At 62.8% G+C, this 15,609-nt stretch carries 15 protein-coding genes and 1 pseudogene; 8 read left to right on the forward strand and 8 right to left on the reverse strand.

Annotated elements, in window-relative coordinates; all coding sequences use genetic code 11:
* Nucleotides 1-3 precede the first annotated feature (3 nt).
* The gene (locus CH289_RS12930) at nucleotides 4-1,125 is read right to left on the reverse strand and encodes an NDMA-dependent alcohol dehydrogenase (RefSeq protein WP_094728010.1); all 1,122 of its coding nucleotides are present in this window, start codon (nucleotides 1,123-1,125) and stop codon (nucleotides 4-6) included.
* Between the two features lie 153 nt (nucleotides 1,126-1,278).
* Here CH289_RS12930 and CH289_RS12935 point away from each other — a divergent pair, with 153 nt between their 5' ends.
* On the forward strand, nucleotides 1,279-1,692 hold the full coding sequence (locus CH289_RS12935) for an acyl-CoA thioesterase (protein ID WP_020110866.1): 414 nt from the start codon (nucleotides 1,279-1,281) through the stop codon (nucleotides 1,690-1,692).
* Nucleotides 1,689-2,957, forward strand: a complete 1,269-nt coding sequence (locus CH289_RS12940) for an MFS transporter (RefSeq protein WP_230621061.1) — start codon at nucleotides 1,689-1,691, stop codon at nucleotides 2,955-2,957. Before CH289_RS12935 ends, CH289_RS12940 begins: the two co-directional genes overlap by 4 nt.
* Here the strand turns inward: CH289_RS12940 and CH289_RS12945 are convergent.
* Nucleotides 2,910-3,470 (reverse strand): nuclear transport factor 2 family protein, encoded by a 561-nt coding sequence (locus tag CH289_RS12945; RefSeq protein WP_020110864.1) that lies wholly within the window; start codon nucleotides 3,468-3,470, stop codon nucleotides 2,910-2,912. The genes CH289_RS12940 and CH289_RS12945 overlap by 48 nt on opposite strands.
* 109 nt (nucleotides 3,471-3,579) lie before the next feature.
* On the opposite strand from CH289_RS12945, the gene CH289_RS12950 reads away from it, so the two are divergent.
* Nucleotides 3,580-4,731, forward strand: coding sequence for an ABC transporter substrate-binding protein (locus CH289_RS12950; protein ID WP_027498647.1), 1,152 nt, complete (start codon nucleotides 3,580-3,582; stop codon nucleotides 4,729-4,731).
* Between the two features lie 4 nt (nucleotides 4,732-4,735).
* Here the strand turns inward: CH289_RS12950 and CH289_RS12955 are convergent, their stop codons facing one another.
* Entirely contained in the window at nucleotides 4,736-5,500 is a 765-nt protein-coding gene (locus CH289_RS12955; protein WP_020110862.1) for an enoyl-CoA hydratase/isomerase family protein, read from the reverse strand.
* A 166-nt stretch (nucleotides 5,501-5,666) separates the two neighbouring features.
* Here CH289_RS12955 and CH289_RS12960 point away from each other — a divergent pair, with 166 nt between their 5' ends.
* On the forward strand, nucleotides 5,667-6,404 hold the full coding sequence (locus tag CH289_RS12960) for a FadR/GntR family transcriptional regulator (RefSeq protein WP_019663179.1): 738 nt from the start codon (nucleotides 5,667-5,669) through the stop codon (nucleotides 6,402-6,404).
* A 78-nt stretch (nucleotides 6,405-6,482) separates the two neighbouring features.
* On the opposite strand, the gene CH289_RS12965 is transcribed toward CH289_RS12960, so the two are convergent.
* Nucleotides 6,483-6,674, reverse strand: a complete 192-nt coding sequence (locus CH289_RS12965) for a ferredoxin (protein WP_019663180.1) — start codon at nucleotides 6,672-6,674, stop codon at nucleotides 6,483-6,485.
* Nucleotides 6,675-6,836: 162 nt separating this feature from the next.
* Between CH289_RS12965 and CH289_RS12970 the strand changes: the two genes are divergently transcribed.
* Genes CH289_RS12970 through CH289_RS12980 form a run of 3 tightly spaced genes read left to right on the forward strand, consistent with a single transcriptional unit; the run spans nucleotide 6,837 to nucleotide 10,764 of the window.
* Nucleotides 6,837-8,114, forward strand: coding sequence for a cytochrome P450 (locus CH289_RS12970; protein WP_020110861.1), 1,278 nt, complete (start codon nucleotides 6,837-6,839; stop codon nucleotides 8,112-8,114).
* The gene (locus CH289_RS12975) at nucleotides 8,114-9,268 is read left to right on the forward strand and encodes an NAD(P)/FAD-dependent oxidoreductase (protein ID WP_020110860.1); all 1,155 of its coding nucleotides are present in this window, start codon (nucleotides 8,114-8,116) and stop codon (nucleotides 9,266-9,268) included. The genes CH289_RS12970 and CH289_RS12975 overlap by 1 nt, the downstream gene beginning before the upstream one ends.
* Nucleotides 9,269-9,300: 32 nt before the next feature.
* Entirely contained in the window at nucleotides 9,301-10,764 is a 1,464-nt protein-coding gene (locus CH289_RS12980; protein ID WP_019663183.1) for an aldehyde dehydrogenase, read from the forward strand.
* Between the two features lie 50 nt (nucleotides 10,765-10,814).
* Here the strand turns inward: CH289_RS12980 and CH289_RS12985 are convergent, their stop codons facing one another.
* The 3 genes from CH289_RS12985 to CH289_RS12995 are packed head-to-tail and all read right to left on the reverse strand — an operon-like array spanning nucleotide 10,815 to nucleotide 13,716.
* Nucleotides 10,815-11,699, reverse strand: a complete 885-nt coding sequence (locus tag CH289_RS12985; RefSeq protein WP_019663184.1) for an SMP-30/gluconolactonase/LRE family protein — start codon at nucleotides 11,697-11,699, stop codon at nucleotides 10,815-10,817.
* 26 nt (nucleotides 11,700-11,725) lie between these two features.
* Nucleotides 11,726-12,481, reverse strand: coding sequence for an SDR family NAD(P)-dependent oxidoreductase (locus CH289_RS12990; RefSeq protein ID WP_094728011.1), 756 nt, complete (start codon nucleotides 12,479-12,481; stop codon nucleotides 11,726-11,728).
* Nucleotides 12,478-13,716 (reverse strand): cytochrome P450, encoded by a 1,239-nt coding sequence (locus CH289_RS12995; protein ID WP_020110858.1) that lies wholly within the window; start codon nucleotides 13,714-13,716, stop codon nucleotides 12,478-12,480. Before CH289_RS12995 ends, CH289_RS12990 begins: the two co-directional genes overlap by 4 nt.
* Before the next feature lie 64 nt (nucleotides 13,717-13,780).
* Between CH289_RS12995 and CH289_RS13000 the strand changes: the two genes are divergently transcribed.
* On the forward strand, nucleotides 13,781-15,382 hold the full coding sequence (locus CH289_RS13000) for a flavin-containing monooxygenase (RefSeq protein WP_027498646.1): 1,602 nt from the start codon (nucleotides 13,781-13,783) through the stop codon (nucleotides 15,380-15,382).
* A 61-nt stretch (nucleotides 15,383-15,443) separates the two neighbouring features.
* On the opposite strand, the pseudogene CH289_RS28725 reads toward CH289_RS13000, so the two are convergent.
* Nucleotides 15,444-15,609, reverse strand: a pseudogene (locus CH289_RS28725) (pyridine nucleotide-disulfide oxidoreductase); the annotation flags it as partial.

Genomic DNA, 15,609 nt, shown 5'->3' on the forward strand with positions numbered 1-15,609 from the left:
CTCCTACTCGTCGTACATGATGACGCCGCGGATGTTCTTGCCGTCGCGCATGTCCTGGATGGCCTCGTTGATCTGTTCGAGCTTGTAGGTCTTGGTGACCAGCTCGTCGAGCATGAATTCGCCGCGGCGGTACATGTCGGCGATCAACGGGATGTCGCGGCGGGCCGTCGTGGTTCCGTACAACGTGCCGTGCAGGCGCTTTCCGGACATCGCGAAGGTGAACAGATCGAATGGCACGTCGCGCTGGGTGACCGGGGCCGCAGAGGTGAGCACCAGGGTGCCGCCGCGTCGCGTCATTTCCTGTGCTGGGTTGAGGAGGTGACCGTAGGCGATGTCGACGGTGATGAGCACCTTGTCTGCGCCCTGGCCGTTGGAGAGCGTGTCGACGAGTTCCTTGGCCTGATCCAGGTTTTCGACGGTGTGCGTTGCACCGAAGAGCTTCGCCTGGTCGCGCTTGTACTCGACGGGATCGACGGCGACGATGTTCTTCGCGCCCTTGTGGCGAGCGCCCTGGACGGCGTTCATGCCGACGCCGCCGGTACCGATGACGACGACGGTTTCACCGAGAGCAACCTCGGCCGCGTAGACGGAGGATCCCCAGCCGGTGGGGACACCGCAGCCGATCAACGCAGCCTTGTCGAGGGGAATGTCCTTCCCGATCTTCACGCACGAATCGATGTTGACGACGACGTACGGCGAGAAGGTTCCGAGGAACGAGAAGGGTCCGACGCCCTGACCGCGAGCATGCACGCGATGGGTTCCGTCGGGTGCGAAGCCGGCGAGCACCCCTGCGCCCATCTCGCACATGTTCGAGCGGCCGATGGTGCACATCTGACAGTGCCCGCACGACGGAAGAAACGACAGCACGACGTGGTCGCCGACCTCGAAGCCGGTGACGTCGGGACCGAGCTCCTCGATGACACCTGCACCCTCGTGACCACCGATGATGGGTGCCCAGTCGAGCGGGATGTCGCCGGTGTCGACGTGGTCGTCGCTGTGGCAGATTCCCGAGGCTGCGAGCTTGATGCGCACTTCACGGCTCTTGGGCGGATCGATCTCGATCTCTTCCACACTCCAGCCCGACCGCGTGCCGGGCTCCCAGATCAAGGCTCCGATGGTTTTCACTTCATGCTCCTTCGATGAGACCGAACGATGCTGTCCACGTGCGGCGTTCGATTGATGCGCACCTTTACATGTGACTCCTGTCACCATAACCATGATAATGATTAGTGTAAAGGGTGGGATGTTAGAAAGTGAGTACAGAAAGAGGTGCCGCAGATGGTCGACCATCCGACTAGCCAGACCTTCACACTCGCCTACGGAGACTGCGATGCCATCGGTATCTCGTACTTCGCGATGAACTACCCCTGGATGGAACGCACCTACAGCGTGTGGCTGCATTCCTACGGTCTCGACAGCCACACGATGATGGATGCCATCGGGGTCGGTACGGTCGGATTCGGTTCCGAGTGCACCTATCTCACGTCGTGCCGTGTGTTCGACGAGATCGATTGCGGCATGGAACTCGATCACCTCGGGACCACGTCCTACATCGTCGGATTCCCGTTCACGCGCGTCGGCGAGCGCGTCGCCTACGGCAAGATCAAGTACGCCGTGCGAGGACCCGACGGACTCAAAGCTCCGATTCCCGACGCCCTGCGCGACGCGCTCTCCTCTCTCGGCCGTCCGTGACGGCACAGACCGGAGCCGATATCGCAGGTGTTGCCCACCGGCGGCGAATGCTGGGCGCCGCGACAGCAACAGCGTTTGCTGCACTCGTCGTCGGATCGAACGTGCCCGGGCCGCTGCTTCCGATGTATGCAGACCGGATGGCACTCTCGACGTTCACGGTGTCTGCGCTGTTCGCCACCTATCTCGTGGCATTGGTCGTGACGTTCACCGTGATGGCACGCACGCATCTCACTCGCTATGCGTGGCTGCTGTTGCCGGGGTCCGTGGCCGGCGGGATCGTCGCCGATGTCGCACTGATGATGGGCGGCGATTCCGTCGTCGCACTCTTCGTCGGCAGGTATCTGACCGGCACGTGTGTCGGGGTGGCCACGGGTGCGGCTGCAACCATCGCCGTAGCGGCGCGTGGTGAGAAGGGACGCACCATCGCGGCCTCGGGGGCAATATTCGGGTCGTTCGTCGGTCTGATCCTCGGAGCTGTCACAGCCGAGTACCTTCCGGGCCCGACGACGACTGTCTACGTGATCCACACGGGCCTGCTCGTGACGGTGGTGGCCGTTCTTGTCTTCGCTCTCTATCGCGCGCGAGACATCCTGCGCGCTGCTCTCGTCGAACCTGAATCTGTCGATGCCGAGGCGTTCGACACCGAGCGCGACACCCGCGCTCGCGCCGCGGGTTACGGAATCGGCCTCGCTGGATGGGCGATCGGCGGAATCGCCGTCGGAATCTTGCCGACGGCTGTTCGTGAGCAGACGGAAAGTTCGTCGCTGATCGTCGGCGCCCTCGCACCGGTTGTGTTGCTGTCGATCGCGTGGCTCTCGCCCTTCGTCTTCACCGCTCTACGGACGGCGCTGCGGCCGATCCAGTCGTTGATTCTCATCGCTGCCGGGGCCATCCTGTGCGCGGCCGGGGTGCTCTCGTCGAGCTTGATTCTCGTTCTGGCCGGCTGTGTCTGCTGGGGGCTCGGGCAAGGGTTCGCGTACGCATGCGGGCTCCGGATCTTGACGCGCGGCGCATCTGCCGTCGAGCAGGGGCGTATCGCCTCACGATTCGCCTCGTTCTGTTACGGGTTGACTGCCGTGCTGGCGCTGGTCACCGGTGCGGTGTCGACTGCATGGGGGAGCGCGACGGGGATGGCAACGGCAGGAGTGGTTTTCGTGGTGCTGTGTTCAGTTGTTGCTCTGCTCGGCCACCGCCGATGGGAAGCACCCGCCGAGCCGCTAGGACCAGAACTGCTCCAACCAGGAAGCGTCACCCGCGTGCAGTGACTCCGGCCAGTCCGCCGGCCGCCGATCTCCGTAGGCGCGCATGCTGTTCGGATCACCGAGCCCGTCCGAGTACTCGCTCGTGGGTAGGTAGTACATGTAGGACATCAACCGATCCTGAATCCTCCAGGTGCCGTCGACGCGTCGGTAGAGGTCGCGATATCGCAACGCTGTCACCATGGGTACGTCGTTGCGCACCAACTCCGCATGGCCGACGGCAATCCCGACGGCGCGGTCGTGATCACCGTCGTCGAATCGGATCACATGGCCGTGTGTGACGTGATTCGTCGGCCCGAGCGCGTCGAATCTGCCCTGAAAGACGTCGACGATGGCGTCGATGCCCGACGCCGAGAACACACCGTCGGCGGACCGCATGGTCGCATCGGCGGTGAACAGGGCTCTGATCCCCGTGGTGTTCCGTTCGTCCATGGCGAGGCAGTAGAGAATAGGGAGTTCGCCGATGGCAGTGCGTGATTCGATTCGCTCGAGGCGTGTTTCGACGTCGGAGGTGGGCATCGCGCTGATCTTCTTCCGATTCCGGTATTTCCTGGACAGGACGTCACGGACGACCCATCATGAACTCCATCCACTATATGCGCATGATTACCAGGAAATGAGAGCAACGATGAAAAGGTTTGCTGTCCCGGCGTTGGCCGCGGCTGCGGTACTCGGCATCGCCGGATGTAGCGGCGGAAGCGGCGGAAGCACCGCGTCGGGGGAAATGCCGTCGGAAATCACGCTTTTCTCCGTCACGGACAAGACCGGAACGTTGTCCTATGCCGGGTCCAACCAACTCAAGGGAATCGAGCTGGCGATCGATGAGATCAACGACCAGAAGTACCTGGGGGAGTCGACGGTCAAGCTGGAAAGCCGCGACACCGCAGGAGAAGCGCAGACCGCCGCGAGTCAGGTCACCGAAGCGACCGTAAATCCCAATGTCGCCGCGATCCTCGGCACAGTGACCAGCGCGCAGTCGATCGCCATCGCGCCTCTTGCGCAAGCGGCCAAGGTGCCCATCGTGTTCACCCAGTCCGGCAGCGAAGGCACACTCGTCGGCGAATACACCTACCGTGCAACCGCTCCCATGGCGACCTACTACGACCAGGCGGGTGAGTACCTCCAGCAGGAGGGCGTGAAGACCCTCGGCATTCTGTACAACAGCGCCAACCCGACCTTGACGCAGTTGTCGGAGAAGACCATTCCGGAGATGGCCGACCGGTTCGGCTACACCGTGGCGTCGACGTCCTCGGTGCAGAACACCACCCAGGATTTCACTGCTCCGATCGCGAAGATCCTCGCCGACAACCCCGACGGGATCGCGATCATGATGAACGGCGCCCAGAACGCCACCGCGGTCTCGCAATTGCGTCAAGCCGGTTACGACGGAACTCTGGTCACGCACACTGGTTCCGGTGCAGGTAATCTCACGCCCGCGGGGCCGGCAGGCGCGGGCATGACCTGGCCCACCGATTTCACCTACCACGGCACCAATCCCGCGACGCAGGAGTTCGTCGCCGCCTACCGCGCCAAGTACAACGGCGAGAACCCGAACAACTATGCAGCCGAGGGGTACGACGCTGCGTGGATGATCGCCCACGCCATCGAGAAGTCCGGTGGTGCGTCGCGCGAGGACATCCAGAACGGTTTGCAGCAGGTCGTGGCCGAGGGCTTCACCGGCGCAGAAGGTGACGTCACCTTCGAGGGCAACGACATGCGAGTCAAAGGCGCGGTCGTGCAGTGGAACGGCACCGAGGAAGTTCTGCTGTCCGAGAAGTAGCTTTCTACTCCGGGTCCGGGAAGACGGCCTTCCTCTTCTGAAGGAAGGCCGTCGCACCCTCGATCATGTCAGGGCTGCCGACCGCCTGGTTGAGCATGCCGAGTCCTGTCGAGAACGAGTCGCGTGCTGCGTTCCACCACACGTTGGAGCTGATCTTGGTGATCTCGAGGTAGCGGGGACTCAACGCAGAAATCTCGTCGCACCATCCCCGGACCGTCTCCTCCAGCTTGTCGTCGTCGACCACCTCGTTGACCAGACCCAGATCCAACGCCTGCTGTGCGGAATAGCGTCGGCAGAGCATGGCCATCTCCTTGGCGCGCTTCTCGCCGATCTGAACGCCCATCACGTTGGTGGCTCCGGTGACCGGGGAGCTTCCGACGCGCGGGCCGGTCTGGCCGAAGGTTGCCGAGCGGGCAGCAACAGCCAGGTCGCACGCGACGATCAGCTCGTTCCCACCGCCTGCGGCGGCGCCGTTGACGGCGGCGATCACCGGCCGTGGGCAGTTGCGGATGGAGTCGAACAGACGCAACGAGCCCCGGTACAGCCTGCGCATCTCCTTCGGCGTCGGCTCGCTGAGCTTGGCCAATGACCCGCCCGCGCAGAAGCTGCCTCCCGATCCGGTGATGACGACCGAGCGATAGCCGGAGGCGTCGTCGAGTGCGTCGGCAATCGCGGCCGACATCTCGGGGTCGAATGCATTGCGCCGCTCGGGCCTGTTGAGGCGGATCCAGAGCGTGGCCGGTGTACTTTCGATGATTACGTCAGGCATGAACGTTCCTGTTCGTCGGCGTGGGGGTTGAAGAAGTTGTAAAGCGGGGAACTGCGGTTTTGTGGTCGAAGACCAGCTCGGGCTTTATTGTTATAATCAATCGCCTTGATTTACGGGGCGTCCGCGGGCAGCGTTGTCGTCCGCGCGAAGCTGGGAGGACACACTCATGACCGTGACCAATCGCGCTCCCAAGGCGGCGATGGTGATCGCTCAACAGATCATCCGTGACACGCTGCGCCAGGGCCTCACCGTCGGCAATCTTCTTCCGCCCGAGAAGGCGATGCTCGAGAAGTATCAGATCGGCCGAGGAACGCTGCGTGAGGCGCTTCGCCTGCTCGAGTTTCAGGGAGTCATTGCGCTCAAGCCGGGACCCAAAGGTGGTCCGGTCCTGCTCGACCCCGACGCCTCGCATTTGGCCAGCACCGTCATCCTGCTCATGCAGCTCAAGAACGCGCCGTTCAAGGCCATCGCCGAAGCGCGCGTGGCGATGGAGCCGATGATCAGTAGGTTGGCCGCCGAACGCATCACCGACGAGTCTCTTGGCCAGCTCAACGGCACCATCGAAGCGATGCGCGATTCCCTCGACGATCAGTACATCTTCCTCGAGGCCAACAAGCAGTTCCACGACATCATCGCCTGGTCGTCGGGTAATCCGCTGTTCGGCTACCTCGTGGACTCGCTGCTCGGGATCATGGACGGCACGATCATCGGCATCGACTATCCGGCGCCTCGTCGCGCCGCGATCCTGACAGCTCATCAATCGATCTACGACTCTCTCCTCGCGCACGATCCAGGCCTCTCGCAGGACCGGATGGCGCAGCACATCAACGAGTACGTTCGGTACGCCGAGCGGAAGTTCCCCGACGTCATGGGCTCGGTCATTCAGTGGGATCGGGCTCTGTAACGCTGCTGGTGGCCTGTGCTGGCGGGTATGGTCGGGCCGCCAGGAGAGCGCCCGACCATCCCCGCTGCTGCACTGCGCTCAACCGACAGTGATGGCCCGCTCCGGGCAGCTGTCCGCGCCTGCCCTGGCCTCCCCGAGGTGGTCGGGTTCTTGCCCTTCGGGCAGCACGTAGGCATGTCCGTCCTCGTCGCGCAGGGCGAAGACCTGCGGTGACGTCATTTGGCACAGGCCGTGCCCCTGGCACTGGAACTCGTCGACCGATACGTTCACGACTCCTCCTTCGAAGCGCTCTTTGTTTACAGCCACTCCAGTGACTTGAACTATAAGCTGGTCACCGTTGTGATGTTGACAACATTGTAATCTAGTATAACCATTATCAGAACAAGGCCCGAATGGTTGCGCCAGATTTCGCTTGCAGGAGGAAACACAGACATGACGGAAAGCGGCCGTTGCCCGGTCATCCACTTCGACCACAACTCGCAGGAACACTCCGCTGACCCTGTCGGCTCCTACCGCAAGCTCAGGAACGCGGAGAAGCGCGGTTGGTCCGAAGCGCACGGCGGCTACTGGGTTCTCTCCGATTACGACGCTGTCTTCGACGCGTCTCGCGACGACGACACGTTCTCCTCGGCGCGTAACGAATACGGCGGCGAGGGCTTGTCGGTGGTCATTCCCAAAACGCCCATGCACTTTCACATCCCGATCGAGTTGGATCCGCCGGAGTTTCGTAAGTACCGCAAGATCGTCAACCCCATCACTTCTCCAGCTGCCGTCGAAAAGATGAAGGATCTGGTCGAGCACCACACCACCGCCTTCATCGACAGCGTCATCGAGGCGGGCGAATGCGACTTCACCTCCGTCATCGGCGTTCCGGCCATCGTCACGGTCGACTGGCTCGGCCTCGGCATCGAAGACTGGAAGACCTACGCGGCCGCGCACCACGAGGCTCTCGCTGGGGTACCGGGAACTCCGCACTACGAGCATGCGATGAAAGTCGACTTCCCGTATCTGTCTGCCAAGATGCGCTCGGTCATTGCCGATCGACGCGAGAACCCGACCGACGATGTCATCAGCTATCTCGTGCAGCAGGAGGTCGACGGCCGCGTCCTCGACGACTTCGAGGTGTTCGCGATGGTCGAGCTGTTGGTCGCGGGCGGCACGGGAACGACGGCCTCACTGGTCAGCCAGACCCTCGTCTGGCTTGCCGACCATACCGACGTACGGAAGCGGCTCATCGACGACCCGTCGCTCATGGACCACGCCGTCGAAGAATTCCTCCGGTTCTTCTCGCCGACGCAGGCGCTCGCCCGCACGGTCACCGACGACGTCGAATTCAAGGGATGCCCGATGAAGAAGGGCGACCGTGTGCTTCTGTCCTGGGCGTCGGCGAACCGCGACGAAGAGCTGTTCGAGAACCCCGACGAGATCGACATCGACCGCTGGCCCAACCGCCACACCGCATTCGGAATCGGGGTGCATCGATGCTCCGGTTCGCACCTCGGTCGTCTGATGGCCAAGACGCTGTTGACGCAGATCCTCGACCGTATGCCGGATTACACGATCGAGCGCGACAAGCTGGAGCGTTACCCGCACCAGGGCACCAACATGGGCTGGCAGCGGATTCCGGCGCACTTCACACCCGGAAAACGAATCCTGGCCGACGGCGAGGCGCTCGCCGCCGCCACCGCACCCGCAGCCCCGATGTACTGATGAAAGTTGTCATCGTCGGGGGCGGTCTCGCCGGAGCACGGTCCTGTGAAACGTTGCGTGCGCGCGGTTTCGAAGGGGAGATCGTGCTTCTTGCTGCCGAGAAGCACCTACCGTACGACCGTCCCCCTCTCACCAAGGCTGCGTTGAAGGGCGAGCTGAACACACAGTTGCGCACCGACTACGACGACTTGAACGTCGATGTCCGTATCGGTAGCGCCGCAACAGGACTCGACACTTCGGCCAGGCAGGTCCACACAGCAGGCGGGCCGATCGAGTACGACGCCTTGATCATTGCGACGGGCGCCGCACCCATCCGCGTGCCTGGTAGCGATCGGCAGACGGCCGTGCGCACCGTCGACGATTCCCATGCGCTCCGCGAGAAGCTCGTTCCCGGAGCGAAAATCGTTCTCGTCGGCGCAAGTTGGATCGGCGCGGAGGTCGCGACGGCGGCTCTTGCTGCCGGCGCCGAGGTAACCTGCATCGAGTATGGTCCCGCGCCGCTCGGGAATGCACTGGGTGAGGAAGTCGGCAAGCGATTCGTCGACTGGTGGTCGGAGGTGGACCTGCGTCTCGGGGTCGGCGTTCGCGAAGTCACCGACACCGGCGTCACGCTGACCACCGGCGAGGAGATTCCAGCCGATGTCGTCGTCGCCGGAGTCGGCGTCAGGCCGGATGTGGCGTGGTTGGAAGGATCGGGACTCGACATCGATCGCGGGGTCGTCGTCGACGAGAACCTGCGAACGTCCGATCCCCACGTATTCGCAGTCGGTGACGTCGCGGTGCGCTGGTCTCCACGTTCGAGCACGTCTTTGCTCGTCGAGCATTGGGACGACGCAAGAACCGGTCCCGACGCGATCGCCCAGACCCTGACGGGCGGCGAACCCGTCGCTCACGATCCGGTCCCGTACTTCTGGAGTGATCAATTCGGTCACAAGCTCCAGTACGTCGGTCACCACGCAGCCACCGACACAGTCGTCGTTCGTGACGGCGTGGACGGGAGATGGGCAGCGGCGTGGATCGACGACACAGGGCTGCTCACAGCACATCTCAGTATCGACACGCCAAAGCTCATGATCGGCGCACGCGCTGCTATTTCCGCAGGCGCACGGCCCGATGCAACGGCGCTTCGCGATATCGACCGACCGCTCAGCTAAATCCGTTCGGCAACAACAGGAGTGATGTACCGATGACCGCTACAGTCCCCACCGCCACGACCCTGAAGAGCTACGACAAACTGTTCATCGGTGGAAAGTGGGTGGAGCCGTCCAGCGACAAGGTGATCGACGTCGTCTCCCCGATCACCGAGGAACTGCTCGCGACGGTCCCCGAAGCGCAGCCCGCCGACATCGACAAGGCCGTCGCTGCCGCACGGAAAGCGTTCGACGAAGGCCCATGGCCGCGTCTCACCGCCGCCGAACGGGCGAAGTACCTCATCCGCATCCAAGAAGAGGTGGAGAAACGATTCGACGCCATGGCAACCGCGTTCACCGCCGAGATCGGCGCACCCGCGGGCGCGAGCGTCGCATTCCACAACAACGCCCTCAAGATGTGGGGTGACGCCTCCACCCTCCACGAACGATTCGAATTCGAGGAAGAGCGCAGCTGGCCCGAAGGCCACGGCAAACTCGTCCGCGAGCCGATCGGCGTCGTTGCAACGATCATCCCGTGGAACGGCCCGGTCGCCACGGCCTCGCTGAAGATCGCGCCTGCTCTCGCTGCCGGTTGTACGGTCGTGCTCAAGCCTGCACCCGAAGGTCCGGTCAGTACCATGCTGCTCGCCGAGGCACTCGAAGCAGCAGGTCTGCCCGAGGGCGTCATCTCGCTGCTACCGGGCGGCCGCGAGACCGGCGAGTACCTGGTGCGGCACAAAGACGTCGACAAGATTTCGTTCACCGGATCGACCATCGCCGGACGAAAGATCATGAGCATCTGCGGCGAGCGCATCGCACGGGTCACCCTGGAACTGGGTGGAAAGTCTGCCGGCATCATCGCCGACGACATCGCTCTCGACAAGGTGTTCCCCGGCCTTGCGTTCGCAGGTATCGGCCACAGCGGGCAGGTCTGCGCTGCCATCACCCGCATCGTCGTCCCGCGTCACCGTCAGGACGAGGTGGTGGAGACCATCAAGACGATCTTCGAGTCGGTGTCCGTCGGCGACCCACGTGAGGACAGCACCGTCATCGGACCACTCGCCGCCGAGCGACAGCGCACCCGCGTGCTCGACTACATCGAGGTCGGCAAGGCCGAAGGTGCCAGGCTCGTGACCGGTGGTGGACGCCCGGCCGGACTGGACAAGGGCTGGTACGTCGAGCCGACGCTGTTCGCCGACGTCACCAACGACATGCGCATTGCGCAGGAGGAAATCTTCGGTCCGGTCGTCGTGGTGATCCCGTTCGACGATGTCGAGGAGGCCGTCGCCATCGCCAACGATTCCGATTACGGACTCTCCGGAGCCGTCTACGCCGAGGACGCCGCGCTCGCGGAAAGCGTTGCCCGACGCGTCCGCACCGGACAGATCTCGATCAACGGCTGGGACATGTGCGTCACGCAGCCGTTCGGTGGATACAAGCAGTCCGGTTTGGGGCGCGAAGGCAATGTCGAAGGCTTGAGTTCGTTCCTCGAGACCAAGCTGATTCAGTTCGCGAACTAGCCTGCCCCACGAAAAGGGCCCCTCTCTCGAGAGGGGCCCTTTTCTCAGGATTACGCCGGTACGTCGACTCTGACCGAAAGTAGGCTCGCATCTCGGGTGTCCTGGCGTGCATGCTCCGAGGAGGACGGTGCAGCACACGCGAACAGCGTCCGTCCGTCCTGCCCGCCGAGCATGCAGGCGAAAACACCTGTCGGGAAGACTTTCTCTTCGACGATCTCCCCGCCTTCCATGACACGAATCAACTTCTGATGGAGGGCATCGGCAACCCAGATTGCACCTTCGGAGTCGAGCCCGATGCCGTCCGGTGCGACCTGTGCTGCGCGCATCGCGTCCTTGACCGTGGTGCGGGGAACCTCGGCGCCGAACGCCGCCCAGGTGCGCCGGTTCGACAAGCCACCATCGTCGGCGATGTCGAAGGCGGTCAACCGGTTGCCCATGGACTCGGCGACGACCAGGGTTCGGTCCTTCGTGATGACGGATCCGTTGGGGAACAGCAGATCTCCGGCCGCGATGTCGGCGTCTCCATTGGGAGCCACATGGATGAGTACTGCAGATTCGACGTACGACCTGCTGCGAAACTCGAATCCGAACGTGCTGATGTAGGCATGCCCGCGTTCGTCGACGACCATGTCGTTCAACTTGCCGGTGGCAAGGTGGGCCACGTCGGCGTGGGTGACGAGGCTGCCATCGTTCTCGCGTCGTAGCACGAGCCCATCGACCATCGAGACGATCAGCAGACGGCCGTCGGGTAGCCAGCCGAGACCGGAGGGGCGGTCGGTCAGGGTCGCCTCGACGCGAACATCACCCTCGTCACCGATCGAAAGTACCTCGTGAGCATAGAGATCCGAGATCCAGATTCGTCCGTCGTGCCAGCGCGGGCATTCCAGGAATGCCCGGTCGGTGACGATGGTGCTGATGTCGGTAGTGCTGGTCATTGTTCCAATCCTTTTCGTGTCGATCTCTATGGTGTCAAGAATCCGCCGTCGACGGCGATGGTTTGTCCGGTGACGAACGAGGCTGCGTCCGAGCACAGCCACAGTGAGGTTCGAGCGACCTCGTCCGGGGCTCCGAGCCGGCCCAGCGGCGTGCGAGTCTTGGTGTCGGACTCAGCGGTTTCCCCGCGTCGTGCGCGCGCCTGCCGCAGCATCGGAGTGTCGATCGGACCAGGACAGACCGTGTTGACGCGGATTCCGGCAGAGGCGTACTCGAGTGCCGCGGTGTTGCTCAGGCCAACTACGGCGTGCTTGGTTGCGGTGTACCCTGGTGAACCTGCCAGCGCTCGAAGCGATCTGACCGAACCGATATTGACGATGGAACCACCGCGATCGGCGTCGAGCATTGCTCTGATCTGGAACTTCATGCACAGCAGGACCGAGGTGAGATTGACCGTCAGCATTCGGGCGAACTCGGCCTCGTCGACATCGACGATGCAATGACGATCGGGAGCGATGGCTGCATTGCTGACGGCGAAATCGAGGCGGCCGAAGCTGCTGATGGTGGCGTCGACCATATTGTGAATCTGCCCGGAGTCGGCGACGTCTACCTGTACGAACTCGGCTCGTGCACCGAGTGCTTCGATCTCGGCAACCGTAGTCTTCCCAGCAGTCTCATCGAGGTCGGCGGCGACGACATCTGGGCCTTCCCTCGCGAAGGCGAGGGCCGTTGCGTTGCCCATCCCGGCGCCTGCACCGGTGACCAGTGCGGTTCTACCCTTCACGCGGATACCGAGCGACGAACGCCTGGCGTGAACGTTGCTGGGAGCGAACGGAAGCCCACGTTGACGCCCTGCCTGATGTAGCGCTGCATCTTGGACTCGTCGATGGCGAAGTCCGGCATCCGTTCGAGGATCTGGCCGATGAGTGAACGCGCCATGGCCCGGCCGAGATGGGAACCGGCGCAACGATGTACTCCCACCCCGAAGGCCGTGTGACGGTTGGGCCAGCGCTCGATGTCCAGCTCGTCGGGATTCTCGAAGCCGGCGGCCTCGTCGCGGTTCGCCGACGCCCAGGACAACAGAACTCGGTCGCCCTCACGCATCGGGCATCCCTTGAACTCGATGTCCTGAGTGACGGTACGGGCCAGGGCCTGAGTGGGCGAGAAGTACCGAAGAAACTCCTCGACCGCATGGTCCAGCAGGGATGGATCGTCGATCAGCTTCTGCCGAGCGTCGTGATGTTGATGCAGCCAGACGAGAGCCTGGCTGACCAACGATGCGGTCGTTCCGACACCGCCGGAGATGAGCAACTCGACGATGGAGAAGACCTCGTCGTCGGTGATGGGACGGTCGTCGATCGACTGCTGAACGAGGAAGCTGATGGCGTCGTCGGTCGGGTTCTCGCGGCGAGCTGCGATGATCTCTCGCATCTGCGCGGAACACGCAGGAAGGTCCACCTCCACTGCCTGCTTGAACTCCGCGCTGTCCTGGGGAGATGCAAGAGTTGCTCGGTGCGCGGAGGAGTACCGGCGCCACTCGTCGGTGGGGATACCAAGCCAGTCGATCGTGACGATCGACGGCACCCCGATGATGTCCGAGAAGTCGCACTCGCCCGCTTCGATCACTTCGTCGATGAACCAGGTCGTGTAGTGCGCGATCATGTCCGTCATCCGGCCGACGGCCGCGGGCGCGGTGATCAGATTGACGATCTTTCGATACTTCCGGAACTCCGGCGGATCGAGCTCGATCGGGATGTGCTGATGCATAGGGGTCTTGGGGATGACCACCGACAGTCCGTCGCCACCGGAGGGGGTTCTGCGCGAGGTGAAGATGTCGTCGTCGCGAGCGGCCTCGAAGACTGCGTCGTATCCGGCGAGAACCCAGTAGCCTCCGTTGGCCTCACTCCATGCGACGTCGTGCTTGGATCGAAACTCTCGGTACGAGCCGATCGGGTCTGCGGAGTGCTCGGGTGAATTGTGATCGAAATGGGCTATTGGGCAACGTGACTGATCTGCCATGGGTGCTCCCTCCGCGTGATTGTGACCGTTGACACAACCAGGCTACCCCAATACCGTGCTAATCATGCGCACTAATAGAGAAGATTCGTTCGACGCGGTGATCGTCGGAGCAGGGTTCTCCGGCCTCTACCTGCTGTGGAAGCTCAGAGGCCAAGGCCTGAACGTCCATCTCTTCGAAGCGGGCGAGGACGTAGGAGGAACGTGGTTCTGGAACCGGTATCCAGGTGCGCGATGCGACGTCGAGAGCGTCGACTACTCGTTCTCGTTCGATGAAGAATTACAGCAGGAGTGGCGATGGAAGGAGCGCTACCCTGCGCAACCCGAGATCCTCGAATACCTACAGCACGTTGCAGATCGATTCGATCTCCGACGCGACATCTCGCTGCACACGCGAGTGCAGTCGTCGCAGTACGACGAGGACACGCGGACCTGGGCGGTACACGCCGACGGGGCTGAGGTCACGACGCAATTTCTGATCATGGCAACTGGGTGTCTGTCGGTTCCTCAGACGCCGAACATTGCTGGGCTTGAAAGCTTTGCGGGCAAGACCTACCACACTGGAGACTGGCCCAAGGAGGGGGTCGATTTCACCGACAAGCGCGTCGCGGTGATCGGCACGGGGTCGTCGGGCATTCAGCTCATTCCCGAGGTCGCGAAGGTAGCCGAACACCTGACCGTGCTGCAACGTACGGCGAGTTTCTCGGTGCCGGCGCTCAACGGGCCACTCGACCCCGAGTTCGAGCGCGAGGTGAAGGCGAACTATCCCGAGCGTAGGCGTCGGGCGCGGGCGTCGTCGGCCGGTGTCGAGCGCGGAGACAACGAGCAGAACGCGCTGGATGTGGCCCACGAAGATCGAGTGAAAGAGTTCGACGGGCGATGGGGCAAGGGTGGCTTTGCTTTACTGGGTGCATATCAGGATCTGATGCTGACCGACGAGGCGAACGACACGGTCGCCGACTACGTTCGCGACAAGATCCGGGCGACGGTCGAGGATCCCGATACTGCCGAATCGTTGATCCCGCGGGGATACCCGCTCGGCGCCAAGCGGATCTGCGTCGACACGAACTATTTCGAAACGTACAACCGAGACAATGTCACCCTGGTGGACCTACGGAAATCTCCACTGGAATCGATCACTCCCACGGGAGCGCGTACCGGAGATGCGGACCATGAGTTCGACGTACTCTGCCTCGCAACCGGATTCGACGCCATGACCGGTGCTCTCGACCGCATCGATATCACCGGCGTCGGCGGCGAGAGGCTGAAGAACAAGTGGCAGCACGGACCGACCACTTACCTGGGGCTCGGCGTCGCAGGCTTCCCCAACCTGCTTCTCATCGCGGGATCGGGCAGTCCGTCCGTGTTGGCCAACATGGTCACCGCCATCGAGCAACACGTCGAATGGACAGCGGAACTACTGGGGTACATGAGCTCTCACGGATACGACACCATCGAGCCCACCCCTGAGGCCGAGGAAGGCTGGGTGGCGCACGTCAACGAGATGGCGTCGTACACGGTGTTTCCAAAGGCCGCCTCGTGGTACATGGGTGCCAACATTCCGGGCAAACCGCAAATTTTCATGCCGTACGTCGGAGGGTGTGTCGAATACGAGAAGAAGTGCAACGAGGTCGCCGAGAAAGGCTACTCAGGGTTCGTTCTTCGTTGATGTGCCCGTGAGTGGCTCTACACAAGTGCTGTGCAGAACTACCCACGGGAACGCAACGTGCTCATTCCTTCGACGCGGCGACCATCTCTTCACGTTCGACGACTTTGACGCGTTCGCGGCCTTCGGGTTCGCCGAGGGAGCGTTCGTGGGCGTCGAGGCGGTACCAGCCGTCCCAGGTGGTGAAGGGAACCTTCTTGTCTTCGAGGAACGTGGTGACCGCGTCGAGA

This window comes from Rhodococcus sp. RS1C4, from assembly GCF_002258225.1.
In the GTDB taxonomy this organism is placed as follows: Bacteria; Actinomycetota; Actinomycetes; order Mycobacteriales; family Mycobacteriaceae; genus Rhodococcoides; species Rhodococcoides fascians_E.